The 13,860-nt window shown below is 69.0% G+C and carries 9 protein-coding genes; 3 read left to right on the top strand and 6 right to left on the bottom strand.

What is annotated here, in order from left to right; genetic code table 11:
• Nucleotides 1-9: 9 nt before the first annotated feature.
• Nucleotides 10-192: a hypothetical protein gene (locus ACWDUM_RS10195; RefSeq protein ID WP_450113919.1), complete on the top strand. Its 183-nt coding sequence runs from the start codon at nucleotides 10-12 to the stop codon at nucleotides 190-192.
• 63 nt (nucleotides 193-255) lie between these two features.
• Here ACWDUM_RS10195 and ACWDUM_RS10190 read toward each other — a convergent pair whose 3' ends face one another.
• The 5 genes from ACWDUM_RS10190 to ACWDUM_RS10170 form a co-directional block, all read right to left on the bottom strand.
• Complete coding sequence (locus ACWDUM_RS10190) at nucleotides 256-1,944, bottom strand: Ig-like domain-containing protein (protein WP_450133865.1); 1,689 nt, start codon at nucleotides 1,942-1,944, stop codon at nucleotides 256-258.
• Between the two features lie 105 nt (nucleotides 1,945-2,049).
• Nucleotides 2,050-3,843, bottom strand: a complete 1,794-nt coding sequence (locus tag ACWDUM_RS10185) for an Ig-like domain-containing protein (protein ID WP_450133864.1) — start codon at nucleotides 3,841-3,843, stop codon at nucleotides 2,050-2,052.
• A gap of 254 nt (nucleotides 3,844-4,097) precedes the next feature.
• The gene (locus tag ACWDUM_RS10180) at nucleotides 4,098-5,552 is read right to left on the bottom strand and encodes a glutamate synthase subunit beta (RefSeq protein WP_450113916.1); all 1,455 of its coding nucleotides are present in this window, start codon (nucleotides 5,550-5,552) and stop codon (nucleotides 4,098-4,100) included.
• Nucleotides 5,545-10,146, bottom strand: coding sequence for a glutamate synthase large subunit (gene gltB, locus ACWDUM_RS10175; RefSeq protein ID WP_450133863.1), 4,602 nt, complete (start codon nucleotides 10,144-10,146; stop codon nucleotides 5,545-5,547). The genes ACWDUM_RS10180 and gltB overlap by 8 nt, the downstream gene beginning before the upstream one ends.
• Nucleotides 10,147-10,429: 283 nt before the next feature.
• Nucleotides 10,430-11,017 (bottom strand): TetR/AcrR family transcriptional regulator, encoded by a 588-nt coding sequence (locus ACWDUM_RS10170; protein WP_450133862.1) that lies wholly within the window; start codon nucleotides 11,015-11,017, stop codon nucleotides 10,430-10,432.
• A gap of 75 nt (nucleotides 11,018-11,092) precedes the next feature.
• Between ACWDUM_RS10170 and ACWDUM_RS10165 the strand changes: the two genes are divergently transcribed.
• Both ACWDUM_RS10165 and ACWDUM_RS10160 read left to right on the top strand, forming a co-directional pair.
• Nucleotides 11,093-12,136 carry an FAD-dependent oxidoreductase gene (locus tag ACWDUM_RS10165; protein WP_450133861.1) on the top strand — a complete coding sequence of 348 codons (1,044 nt, stop codon included), beginning with the start codon at nucleotides 11,093-11,095 and terminating at the stop codon, nucleotides 12,134-12,136.
• A 198-nt stretch (nucleotides 12,137-12,334) separates the two neighbouring features.
• Entirely contained in the window at nucleotides 12,335-12,862 is a 528-nt protein-coding gene (locus ACWDUM_RS10160) for an acyl-CoA thioesterase (protein WP_450133860.1), read from the top strand.
• Between the two features lie 91 nt (nucleotides 12,863-12,953).
• Here the strand turns inward: ACWDUM_RS10160 and ACWDUM_RS10155 are convergent, their stop codons facing one another.
• A complete protein-coding gene (locus ACWDUM_RS10155) occupies nucleotides 12,954-13,844 on the bottom strand; it encodes an esterase/lipase family protein (RefSeq protein WP_450133859.1) in 891 nt (296 codons plus the stop codon).
• Between the last annotated feature and the right edge of the window lie 16 nt (nucleotides 13,845-13,860).

The following is a 13,860-nucleotide window of genomic DNA, read 5'->3' as shown; positions in this document are numbered from 1 at the left end:
AATCGGGGCATGGTCGACTCCTCGGTACTGCTCACCATCGGATCCGTGTGTATCGGATTCGTGCTGTTCGTAACCGCCGCCAGCGGTGCCCGCGGCGGCTGGAACCGGGCCCTGGTGATCGGCCTGTTCGTCGTGGCGGTGATCTTCCTGACCGTGATTCCACTGAGCGTCGCGCTCAGCGCCGGCGTGTAGGACGACCGTGGCCACCCGGGCGCGGTGCCCGGGTGGCCACGTGGATCGCGAAGGCTCGGCCGGCTACTGCGAGGAGCCGAGGCCCCCGAACAGGCTGTCGAGGCTGCCGGTTCCGCCGCCCGGATCGGTGTCACCGGGGACGGTCAGCGTCTGAGGCTCGGAGTCCGAGTCGATGAAACCGGGCGCACCGACGAACTCCGCGGTGACGCTGAACGTGCCGGCACTGGCGAACGTCGTGGGTAGCGTCGCAACCCCGTTCACCACATCGACCGGTGCACCGAGCGGCGTGTTACCGAGCTTGAACTGCACCTTGCCCTTGGCATTCGTCGGATCGACCGTCGCCGTCAGGGTGACCGGCTGCCCCTTCGCGACGGTGCCGACCGCCGCGAGAGTGGTGGTCGTCTGGACATCCGCGGGCGGGGCCACGGTGACACTGACCGGGAAGGCGGGCGCGACCGACGGTGCGATCCCCTCGGCACCGGAGTACCGGGCGACCACGCTGTGGGTGCCGGTGCCGGTGAACTTGTAGGGCGCGACCGCGACACCGTCGGTGCCGACCGTGCCGGTCACCTTGTCACCACCGTTGATCGTGAACTCGACCGTGCCGCCCTGGACCGCGGGCGTGACCTGCGCGTGCAGGTTGACGTCCTGGTCGACGTAGGCCTTGTCGGGCGCGGTCATCGCGACGCTGGTGGCGATGTCGTCGGTGCTGACATTGATCGTCTTCGGGGCGGAGGTCGATCCTTCGAAGCCCTGCGTGCCGGAGTACACAGCGGTGACGGTGAAGTCGCCGTCGGTGTCGAAGGTGTGCGTCGTGCTGGCCGCGCCGCCGACGACGTCCACGGGACCGCCGATCGCCGTACCGTTGACCGAGAACTGGACCGTGCCACCGTTCGCGGCCGGGTTGACGTTGGCGGTCAGGGTGACCGAGTCGCCGTTCTTGACGGCGCCCGGTGCCACCACCGTGGTGGTCGTCTGCTTGTCCGCCTCCACGATGCTCGTGCTGGCCAGCGGGCCGGCCCCGGAGTTGAGCGGCGCCGTCGAGGAGTCCCGCGGACTGCACTGGGTCGGCGCCCACGCGGTGATCAGGAGCGTCGCCTCCGGCAGGAACGTCAGGTAGTTCTTGTCGTTGCCGTAGAGCCCGGCGTCGCCTGCGGAACGGAGCTTGACGTCCACCGTGCCCGAGGCGCCTGCCTTCAGCCGGACCTTCACCTGGGGCAGCTGGAACACGGTGTTCGCGCCGGACTGTGCCAGGGCGACGATGCCACCTCGGGAGCTCTTGCTCGCTGTGGGGCTGTTGCCGATGACCTGGTTGTTGCCGGACAGCCGAAGGATCGTGCCGTTCGCATCGACGACGCCGTTCTCGTTGACCCGCAGCAGGTTCGGGGCGACACCGCTGAGTCCGGAGCTGGTGCCCGGAACGATCTCGCTGCCGATGACCTGGGCGTTCTGCGGCACCTCCATGTCGACCTTGACCCGGGACACGCTCTGCAGCGCCGAACCCGAGTTCGAGTTCGGAATGGTCAGCGGCGGAGCCGTGACCACGACGTCGTACTCCTCGCCCGCGTTCACGGACGCCGGGGCGTCGACGACGATCGAGGCTTCCTGCGTCTGACTCTGCGGACCCGCGACCGCGGACGGGGTCGCCAGACAGGTGTTGTTGAAGGTGACCGTATTGGGGGCGGCCTGGGCGGGTACCCCGGCGAGAATGGTGACGCCGGCGAGGGCGCCGACCCCCAGGGGTGTGACCATCCCGCGAATTCTCTTCTTTTGCACGAGTTCTCCTACGGATGAATGAGGGCAACTGGTGAGTCGGCCGGGGCCCGGGGTCCGATCACCCGGGCCCCGGCCGAAGTCTCAGGAGCTGAAGAGGTCGGTCAGCGAACCGAAGTCGGCGCTACCCGTTCCACCGCCACCAGGGGTGCCCGCGGCGGACACGGTGAGCACGGTCGGACCGGACACCGAGTCCTTGAACCCGCTGCCGCCGACGAAGTTGGCGGTGACCGCGTAGGTCCCCTCCGCGTCGAAGGTGTGGGTCAGCGTCGCGACGCCGTTCACCACGGCGACCGGGGCGCCGATCTCGGTGGTGCCGGCCTTGAACTGCACGGTGCCGTCGGCGTTGGCCGGGTCGACCGTGGCGGTGAGGGTCACCGTCTGCCCGACGGCCGCGTTGCCGGAGACGGCGAGCGCAGTGGACGTTGCCGCACGGGTGTCCGGGTTGCTCACGGTGACGGTGAACGCGGCCGAGGTCGACGGGGTGAATCCGGCGGTGCCGGTGAACTCGGCGACCACGTTCGCGCTGCCCGCGGCAGCGAAGGTGTGCGGCAGGACCGCGACGCCGTCACCGGTGCCGACCGGTGCGGTGCCGACCGGGGTGCCGTCGACCTTGAAGGTCACGTCGCCGCCGCTGGGGATCGGGAAGACGGTCGCGGACAGGTTCACCGGAGTGCCCACCACGGCGGTGACGGGCTCGAGCACGGTGGTCGTGGTACCGAAGTCGGCGTCGGAAACGGTCAACTGCGAGGCGCTGGAGACGGAGTCGAGGTAGCCACCGGTGCCGGTGAAGACGGCGGTGATGTCATGGCCGCCGGCCTCGGGGAAGGAGCGGGTCAGGCTGGCCTGACCGTTGACGACGTCCACGGGGGCACCGAGATTCGCGGTGCCGTCCTTGAACTGCACGGTGCCGGTGGCCCCGGCCGGACCGACGTTCGCGGTCAGGGTGACGTCCTCACCCACGGTCGCCGAGGCGGGCGCGGTCAGCGTTGTGGTGGTGTCCGCGGAGACGTCGACGGTCTGCGCGGCCGACACCGAGTCGTGGAATCCGGCACCGGCCGTGAAGGCGGCGGTCACCGAGTGCGCACCGACGGTGTCGAAGGTGTGCGAGAAGACGGCGTTGCCACCCGAGACGGCCACCGGGGCGCCGATGTTGTTGTTCCCGTCCTTGAACTGGACGGTGCCGACCGCGTTCGCGGGGCCGACGTTGGCGGTCAGAGTGACCGCCTCACCGGTCTTCGCGGTGGCCGGGGCCTGCAGTGTGGTGCTGGTGTTCACGCTGGGGTCGACGACGCGCACCCATGCGCCCGCCGTGCTGCTGCCCTGCTGGGTTTGGAACGTGTAGACGTCGAACACGAAACCGGCTTGGTAGTCGCCGAATGCCTGTGTCGTGGGGATCTTGTAGGTGACATCGAAGTTCACGGCGTTCTTGTAGCCCTTGGTGCCGAGGATCGGCACGGAGTCGCAGCCGCTCCCGGTGCACACCGCCTTGACGCCCGCCGCACCCTCGTCGGTGACGGTCGACAGCCGGCTGATCGTGTTCGACAGGTACGTGAAGCCGGCGGGCTGGATCTGCCGGATCGCGGTCATGTACCGGTCGACACTGCTGTTCTTCCAGATCTTCGCGCTGAAGGTCACGGTGTCACCGGGATGGACGACGTTGACGCCCGACTGGGCGGGGTCGACCGTCGCACCGTTCACGGCGGACAGGCTCAGGTTCCATCGGAGGTTGTCGGCCGTCTTGTCTCCCGACGAAGCGGGCGGCGGCGCCGTCTCGTCTGCGGCGGCCACGCCGCCTGTGACGCCGAGCGCGAGCCCGGCTGCGGCGAGTGCCGCGATAGTGGGTGTCGCCAGGCGACGGGGCAGGGAAAACCGCACTGCTACCTCCTCGGCGGACCAACCCGGGAGGCGGCCCACGTGTGTGATTACGGTCACATCTCAGCACGGGAGCGTAGCGGTTACGAGTAGATCACGGCAGGCGTTTGCTGAACATTCGTCCAAACCATCTGGACTTTCGTCCAATTGAATGACAGTGACGTCCGGGCCCTGGACAAAGCAAAACCCGCCGCCCCGGAGAAACCGGGACGGCGGGTTGCTGGAGCGATGCCGGGCGACGCTGACCGGCGGTATTCCTACCGCTGCGGCGCGGCGGTGGGCTTGATGGGCGACGGCAGGAAGGTCTGCCCGCCCTCGAGGTAGGCGTCGACGGCGGCCGCGCACGAGCGGCCCTCCGCGATGGCCCACACGATCAGGGACTGGCCGCGACCCATGTCACCGGCCACGTACACGCCCGGGACGTTGGTGGCCCACTCGTCCGACCGGGCGACGTTGCCGCGGTCGGTGAGGTCGACACCGAGGTCGGTGAGCAGACCCGGCTTCTCCGGACCGACGAAGCCCATGGCGAGCAGCACCAGGTCGGCCTCGAGCTCGAAGTCCGAGCCCTCCACCTTCTGGAAGCGGCCGTCCACCATCTGAACCTCGTGGGCCTTGAGCGCGGTGACCTTGCCGTTCTCGCCGACGAACTGCTCGGTGTTCACGGAGAACACCCGCTCGCCGCCCTCCTCGTGCGCCGACGACACCCGGTACATGAGCGGGTAGGTCGGCCACGGGGTGGAGTCCGCGCGGGCCTCCGGCGGCCGCGGCATGATCTCGAACTGGTGCACGATCTCCGCGCCCTGCCGCAGCGAAGTGCCCAGGCAGTCGGCGCCGGTGTCGCCGCCACCGATGATGACGACCTTCTTGCCCTCGGCCGTGATCGTCGGGGCGTCGAGATCACCGAGCTGCACCCGGTTCGCGATCGGCAGGAACTCCATCGCCTGGTGGATGCCGTCCAGCTCGCGGCCGGGGACCGGCAGGTCGCGCGCCTCGGTGGCGCCGCCGGCCAGCACGACAGCATCGAACTGGGCCTTGAGCTCCTCGGCGGTGATGTCGACACCGACGTTGACGCCGGTGCGGAAGACGGTGCCCTCGGACTCCATCTGCACCAGGCGACGGTCGATGTGCCGCTTCTCCATCTTGAACTCGGGGATGCCGTAGCGCAGCAGGCCGCCGATGCGGTCGGCACGCTCGAACACCGTCACCGTGTGACCGGCCCGGGTCAGCTGCTGCGCGGCGGCCAGGCCGGCCGGGCCGGAGCCGACCACGGCGACCTTCTTGCCGGTCAGGCTGGAGGTGCGGATCGGCTTGACCCAGCCCTCGTCGAAGGCGCGGTCGATGATCTCGACCTCGACCTGCTTGATGGTGACCGGATCCTGGTTGATGCCCAGGACACAGGACGCCTCGCACGGGGCCGGGCACAGCCGCCCGGTGAACTCCGGGAAGTTGTTCGTCGCGTGCAGCCGGTCGAACGCCTCGCGCCACCGATCCTTGTAGATCAGGTCGTTCCACTCGGGAATCAGGTTCCCCAACGGGCAACCGTTGTGGCAGAAGGGGATACCGCAGTCCATGCAGCGGCTGGCCTGGGTGCGGAGGGTCTTCGAGTCGAAGTCCTCGTACACCTCCTTCCAGTCCATCAGGCGCAGCGGCACCGGCCGCCGGACCGGGGTCTCGCGGGAGGTGTGCTTGAGGAAGCCATTCGGATCAGCCACGAGCTGCCTCCATGATCGCTTCGTCCACGTTCGTTCCGTTCTTCTTCGCGGTGTCGATCGCCACGAGCACCTTCTTGTAGTCGCGCGGCATCACCTTCGCGAAGTGATTGACCTGCTGCGACCAGTCCGCGAGGATGCGCGCGGCAACCTCCGAACCGGTCTCGTCCCGGTGCCGTTCCACGACACCCTTGAGCCAGGCGAAGTCCTCGTGCTCGAGGTCCTCGAGATCCACCAGCTCGGTGTTGAGGTTCGCCTCGAAGGACTTGTCGGCGTTGTAGACGAACGCCACGCCGCCGGACATGCCCGCACCGAAGTTGCGCCCCGTCTTGCCCAGGATCACCACCCGGCCACCGGTCATGTACTCGCAGGCGTGGTCGCCGACACCCTCGACGACCGCGGTCGCGCCGGAGTTGCGCACCGCGAAACGCTCACCCGCGACGCCGCGGAGGAACGCCTCGCCGCCGGTGGCGCCGAAGAGGATCACGTTGCCGGCGATGATGTTGTCCTCGGCGACGAACCCGTCCGCCGTCTGCAGCGGCGGACGCACCACGATGCGACCACCCGACAGGCCCTTGCCGACGAAGTCGTTGCCGTCGCCGTTGAGCCGCAGCGTCATGCCCTTCGGCACGAACGCGCCGAAGCTGTTGCCCGCCGACCCGGTGAAGGTGATGTCGATCGTGTTGTCCGGCAGTCCTTCTGCGCCGTACGCCTTGGTCACCTCGTGGCCGAGCATGGTGCCGACCGTGCGGTTGACGTTGGTGATCTTCGACTCGATCTGCACCGCGGTGCCGCCGTCCAGCGCGGGCCGGGCCTGCACGATCAGCTCCTGGTCCAGCGCCTTGTCGAGCGCGTGGTCCTGGGTGCCGGTGCAGTACAGGTCCTGGTCCGGGAAGGCGGTCTCGGGCTGCGCCAGGATCGGCGACAGGTCCAGCTTGGACGCCTTCCAGGTCTCGACCGCCGCGGTGGTGTCGAGCACGTCGACCTGACCGACCGCCTCTTCGAGGGTGCGGAAGCCCAGCTCGGCGAGCAGCTCGCGCACCTCCTCGGCGATGAACAGGAAGAAGTTCTCCACGAACTCCGGCTTGCCGGTGAACCGGCTGCGCAGCAACGGGTTCTGCGTAGCGACACCGACGGGGCAGGTGTCGAGGTGGCACACGCGCATCATGATGCAGCCGGAGACCACCAGCGGCGCGGTGGCGAAACCGAACTCCTCGCCGCCGAGCAGCGTCGCGATCATCACGTCGCGGCCGGTCTTCATCTGACCGTCGACCTGGACCACGATCCGGTCGCGCAGACCGTTGAGCAGCAGGGTCTGCTGGGTCTCGGCGAGGCCGAGCTCCCACGGGGCGCCCGCGTGCTTGAGCGAGGTCAGCGGGGAGGCACCGGTGCCGCCGTCGTGACCGGAGATCAGCACCACGTCGGCGTGTGCCTTGGACACACCCGCGGCGACGGTGCCGACGCCGACCTCGGAGACCAGCTTCACGTGGATGCGGGCCTGCGGGTTGGCGTTCTTCAGGTCGTGGATCAGCTGCGCGAGATCCTCGATCGAGTAGATGTCGTGGTGCGGCGGCGGAGAGATCAGGCCGACGCCCGGCGTCGAGCCGCGCACCTCGGCGACCCACGGGTACACCTTGTGCGGCGGCAGCTGGCCGCCCTCACCCGGCTTGGCACCCTGCGCCATCTTGATCTGGATGTCGGTGCAGTTGGTCAGGTAGTGCGAGGTGACACCGAAGCGACCGGACGCGACCTGCTTGATCGCGGACCGGCGCCAGTCGCCGTTCTCCTCGACCTCGAAACGCCGCGGATCCTCGCCGCCCTCGCCCGAGTTCGACCGTGCGCCAAGGCGGTTCATCGCGATGGCCAGGGTCTCGTGGGCCTCGGCCGAGATGGAGCCGTAGCTCATCGCGCCGGTCGAGAACCGCTTGACGATCTCGCTGGCCGGCTCGACCTCGTCGATCGAGATCGGTTCGCGCAGACCGGACTTGAACTTGAACAGGCCGCGCAGGGACGCCAGTCGCTCGGACTGGTCGTCGACCATCTTGGTGTACTCCTTGAAGATCGAGTACTGGCCGGTGCGGGTGGCGTGCTGCAGCTTGAACACCGTGTCCGGGTTGAACAGGTGGTACTCGCCCTCACGACGCCACTGGTACTCGCCGCCGACCTCGAGCTCGCGGTGCGCGCGCTCCTCCTTGCGGGGCAGGTACGCGTTCTGGTGACGGACCTTGACGTCGGCCGCGATCTCGTCGAGACCGATGCCGCCGAGCTGCGAGTTCAGGCCGGTGAAGTACTCGTCGACGAGCTCCTGCCCGAGGCCGATGACCTGGAACAGCTGCGCGCCGGTGTACGAGGCGAGGGTGGAGATGCCCATCTTGGACATCACCTTGAGCACGCCCTTGCCCGCGGCCTTGATGTAGTTCGCGACGCCCTTGTCGTAGGTGACGTCGGTGAGCGCGCCGCTCTCGATCATGTCCTCGATCGACTCGAAGGCCATGTACGGGTTGACGGCGGCGGCACCGAAACCGATCAGGGTGGCCATGTGGTGCACCTCGCGGGCGTCACCGGCCTCCACGATCAGACCGACCTTGGTCCGGGACCGCTCGCGCACCAGGTGGTGGTGCACCGCCGAGGTCAGCAGCAGCGACGGGATGGGCGCGAACGTCTCGTTCGAGTTGCGGTCGGTGAGCACGATGATGCGCGCGCCGCCCGCGATGGCCTCGGAGACCTGGAAGCGGATGCTGTCGAGCGCGGCACGCAGGCCTGCGCCGCCGTCCGCGACCCGGTACAGGCCGGGAATGACCACCGAGCGGAAGCCGGGGAACTTGCCGTCGTCGTTGACGTGCACCAGCTTCGACAGGTCGTCGTTGTGCAGGATCGGCGACGGCAGGCTCAGGAGCTTGCAGGAGTCCGGTCCCGGGTTGAGCAGGTCGCCCTCGGGCCCGAGGCTGCCGCCGATGCTGGTGACGACCTCCTCGCGGATGGCGTCCAGCGGCGGGTTGGTGACCTGCGCGAACAGCTGCTGGAAGTAGTCGAACAGCAGCCGCGACCGCGAGGACAGCACCGCGATCGGGGTGTCGGTGCCCATCGAGCCGAGCGCCTCGCCACCGGTCTTCGCCATCGGCGCGAGGAGGATGTTCAGCTCCTCGGTGCTGTACCCGAACACCTGCTGACGGATCAGCACGCGCTCGTGGTTCATGTGCAGGACCTCACGCTCGGGCAGGTCCTCCATGTGGACCATGCCGGCGTCGAGCCACTCCTGGTACGGGTGCGCGGCGGCCAGCTCCGACTTGATCTCGTCGTCGGAGACGATGCGGCCCTGCGCGGTGTCCACGAGGAACATGCGGCCCGGCTGCAGGCGGGTCTTGACGACCACCTTCTCCGGGTCGATGTCGAGAACGCCGACCTCGGACGCCATCACGACGAGGCCGTCCTCGGTGACCCAGATGCGGCTGGGGCGCAGGCCGTTCCGGTCCAGCACGGCGCCGACGACGGTGCCGTCGGTGAAGCACACCGACGCCGGGCCGTCCCACGGCTCCATCAGCGCGGAGTGGTACTCGTAGAACGCGCGGCGGGCCGGGTCCATCGACTCGTGCCGCTCCCACGCCTCCGGGATCATCATCAGCACGGCGTGCGGCAGGCTGCGGCCGGCGAGGTGCAGCATCTCGAGCACCTCGTCGAAACGTGCGGTGTCGGACGCACCCGGGGTGCAGATCGGGAAGATCTTCTCGAGCGCACCCTCGCCGAACACGTCGGACTCGATGAGCGCCTCACGGGCCCGCATCCAGTTCTCGTTGCCGGTGACGGTGTTGATCTCGCCGTTGTGCGCGACGCGGCGGAACGGGTGCGCCAGCGGCCACGACGGGAAGGTGTTGGTGGAGAAGCGCGAGTGGACCAGGCCCAGCGAGGACTCCATCCGCTCGTCCTGCAGGTCGAGGTAGAAGCTCTTGAGCTGCGGCGTGGTCAGCATGCCCTTGTAGACGAACGTCTGCCCGGACAGGCTGGGGAAGTACACCGACTCGCGGCCGGTGGCACCCTCGCCGGAGCCGCCGTCGCCGAGTTCGTGCTCGACGCGCTTGCGGACCACGTAGGCCTTGCGCTCGAGGTCCATGCCGGTGATCGAGGCGTCGGGTCCGGCCAGGAACAGCTGCCGGAAGGTCGGCATCGCGTCACGGGCCATCGCACCGAGCGAGGATGCGTCGGTGGGGACCTCACGCCAGCCGAGAACCGTCAGGCCCTCCTCCACGGCGATCCGCTCGACACCGGTGGCGGCCTCGTCGGCGGCCGCGGCGCCCTGCGGGAGGAAGCCGATGCCGGTCGCGTAGGCGCCCTCGGCGGGCAGCTCGAAGTCGACGACCGCGCGCAGGAACGAGTCCGGGACCTGCAACAGGATGCCGGCGCCGTCGCCGCTGTTCGGTTCCGCACCGGCAGCGCCGCGGTGCTCGAGGTTCACCAGCGCGGTGATGGCCTTGTCGACGATGTCGCGGCTGCGACGACCGTGCATGTCGACGACGAACGCGACACCACACGCGTCGTGCTCGTTCGCGGGGTCATAGAGGCCCTGGGGTCCGTGAGACCTGTGGCCTGGAAATTGCTTCATACCTAGCCTTCGTGTGCGTGAAAGTGCACAGACGACCAGCAACGCTGATGGCCATCACGTGGCAGAACGAGCGCCGACACAGCGTCGGATCGGCGCGCCCACTCGCCTCGCCGCGGTCGATCGCACGGGGTGTTACCCGTCCGTCACCGGCTCAGCCGAGTGGCCCTCTGGACTGTTGTGTGTCCAGCATGTTCCGAAAACGATAATTCAGAACCCATGGGCAGTGCCAACCAAGGGTAGCCTTTTATAGCGTTGACGTGGGGCTATCCCGAAGTTCTTCCGGTCACATCCGGCCCGATCCGGACCCGAAGACCGCGCCGAGGACCGTAACAATTCCCGCCCGCGGGTCGAATTGCACTTCTTCCGACACCGACTCGTGCCCGGTCAATCTGTGCAGGATCACACCGTCCAGGTAGTCGGTGAGGATCACGGCGTGCCTCCCCGGGTCGGGGGCGCCGAGCATGGCCAGCATGGTGGTCCCCCACTCGACGAGTTCGGCGCGGCCACGGCCGATCGGTTCGGCCACCGCGGTATCGGTCATGGCGGCCGCGAACAGCGCGAACCGGGCGGCCGTGCGCAGCCGGTCGCGGCCGGTGGCCAGCAGCACGTATCCGGTCAGCCCGTCGGCGAGTTCGGTCACCGTCGCGGGCAGGCGGGCAGATCCGAGCGCCGCCCAGTCCTCGCGGTCCCGCTCGACCAGACGCGCGACGACCGCGCCGACCAGGGCGTCCCGGGTCCGGAAGTAGTTCGAGGTCGACCCCTGCGGGAGCCCCGCCGCCGCATCCACGCCCCGATGGGTCAGGCCCCGGAGGCCGCGGGCGCCGAGGAGGTCGATCGCCGCGTCCAGTGCCTGATCACGGTTGCCTGCCATACCCGAACACTACAGCGGTAGTGGCCCTCACTACATCAGTAGTGGCGCTCACTACATCCGTAGTACCGTGAGGATATGCGAGGAACGGCGACGATCGTCGGCGGAGGCATCGGCGGCCTCACCGCGGCGAACCACCTGATTCGGGCCGGCTGGGAGGTACGCGTGCTGGAGCGATCCGATTCGCTCCCCTCCAGCGGCACCGCCCTCGGCATGTGGCCGCGGGCGCAGCACGCCCTCGACACCCTCGGTCTCGGTGACCGCATTCGCGCACTCGGCGTCGCGCAGACCTCCGGCGCGATCCTGCGCCCCGACGGATCCACCATCGCGCGACTGCGCGTCCCGGGCGGCGCGACCGTGCTGGTGTCGCGGCCGGCACTGCTGCGCACCCTCGCCGAACCGCTCCACGCGGGCGTGCTCGAGCTTTCGACGACCGTCGACGGCATCCCCGCGGACACCGACGTCGTGATCGGCGCCGACGGGATCGGCAGCCGCACCCGGGACGCGCTGTTCGGCCCGCGCTACCGGGCCCGGCCGCTGGGAATGAGCGCGTGGCGCGGGTGGGCGCCCGGCGAGGCCACGACAACCACCGAGACCTGGGACGCCGGCGCACTGTTCGGCATCAGCCCGCGCGACGGCGGCCTGACCAACTTCTTCGCCGCGGTCCGCATCGAACCCGGCACCCCAGATGGAGGAATCCCGTTTCTGCGCAACAGGTTCGGCGGATGGCACGTCGGCGTGCGAGACGTGCTCGACCGACTCGACCAATCCGCCCTGCTGCACCACGACCTGTACGACTCCCCCGCGCTGCCGTCCTACGTCCGCGGCAACGTCGCGCTGATCGGGGATGCGGCCCACGCGATGGCGCCCAACCTGGGACGCGGCGCCTGCGAGGCGATCGTCGACGCCGTCACCCTCGGCCGGGCCCTGACCGAGAGTCCCGACGTGCCCACCGCGCTGCGCCGCTACGACCGGGCCCGCCGTCGCCGGACCCGGGTGCTTGTGCGCGGATCGCGGGCGATGGGCAGGCTGGCGACGGCCGACTCGGGGCGGCGGATGCGGGACGCGGTCCTCGGAGCGGCCACCGGAACCCGGATGAAAAGGTCCGGAAACGACTACTGACCGCAGCGATTCGAGATCAGCTGCGGCCAGCGCTGACGTAACCATAGCGTGACCGGATCGTGACTTCGCCACATTGTGTCGAAGGTCACCGAGGACGCCCTTACCTCCCACCGATCCCCACTCGCCGGGGAGCCCGGGGCCGAGGCACGAACTCGTAGGCTGGAAGGGGTGCGGCCTGCGGAGATCCCGACGACCGCAATGAGCGAAAGGGCAATCGTGCAGGCGAAACCATGCCGCGAATCACGAGTCGTCAAGACCAGCAGGGTCTTTCCCAACGACGTGAACGATCACAACACGCTGTTCGGCGGAAGACTGATGAGCGACATCGACATGACCGCGTCGATCTCCGCGACCCGCCACAGCCGCGCATCCGTCGTGACCGCGTCGACGGACTCTGTGGCGTTCCTCGCACCCGTCCGGCCCTCGGACTCGGTGTGCCTCGAGTCGTACGTCACCTGGACCGGGCGCAGCTCCATGGAGGTGTTCGTGAAGGTGACCGCGGAGGATCTGCGCAGCGGCGACCGCCGTATCGCCGCCACCGCGTTCCTCACCTTCGTGGCAATCGACGACGCCGGATTGCCCACCCGGGTCCCCGAGGTGGTCCCGGAGTCCGACGAGGAACGCAAACTCAACGAGACCGGCGACGTGCGGGCACAGCACCGGCGCGCACACCGCCAACAGAGTCAGGAGATGGCCGCGTACCTCAGCACCAGCAGGCCGTGGTGAGGTACGCCGGCTCGGCCTGAGGTTCGAACACGCTCTCCAGCAGGCGAACACGCGACCACGCGGACCTGTGGCATTAGGGACCGTCGCGCGATCATTGCAGCTGCTCCAACACCCACTCGGCCGTCCGAGGGCTCGACCGCAGGCTCGAGTGGTCCACCGCCGGCGCCTCGGGGTAGACCTGTTCGAACAGCGTGTTCGTCACACCGGGTTCGGTGATGAACGAGCACGTCGGGGCGGGCGTGGCGATCTCGTCGCGCTCGGTGGCCATGACGGAGTAGTCGACGCCCGGTTGCGTGAGGGGTCCGTCGACGAACACCTTCGTGTACACCTCCGAGCCGGGCGCCAGTTGGAGGGCGACCGCCAGGTCCGGCGAGACGTGCCCGAGCAGCGGCGGCAGGAAGGGCAGTGCCCGCAACACCTGCACGGGCGTGGCGGGCGGATCGTCGATGCCGTATGCCGCGACGAAGCCCGCGCCGTCGCAGTCCCGGCCCTCCGGCGCCAGGAAGACAGCATGCGCCACGTTCCGCGCACCGCCGAGCACCTTCAGGTAGTAGTTCGAGACGACCGTGCCCGCCGAGTGCGCGACGAGATCGACCGCGTCGGCACCCGTGGCCGCCTGTACCGACGCGACGAACTCCGCAAGCTGGACGGCCTCGTCGGGGATGTTGCCCGCCCATCGTCGGCCGTCCACCACACCGCCCTGGAACAGCAGGGTGCACGCACCCGATCCGCGCAGCGCCGACGTCATCGTCGCCCACTGGTCCGCGGTCTCGGACGTGCCTCCGTCGGCGCCGGGCAGCACGATCACCGGGCGCGGGTGTTCGGCGGAGGGGCGGCAGTCGATCGGAGGAGGCACCGCCTCACCCGCGGGTGGCACGACCGGGTCGACCGATCCGGTGGCGGGCGCCGCCTGCGCGGCCGCCCCCGTGGTCACGGCCAGCCCGATGATCAACGCCCCGAGAAGGGCCGCACGTCCGCCCATGTCCCCTGCTCCCTGT

It is taken from the genome of Rhodococcus sp. NPDC003322 (assembly GCF_053589555.1).
The sequence above is the reverse complement of the archived record's forward strand: the minus strand, read 5'-3'. Positions and strand labels throughout refer to the sequence as shown.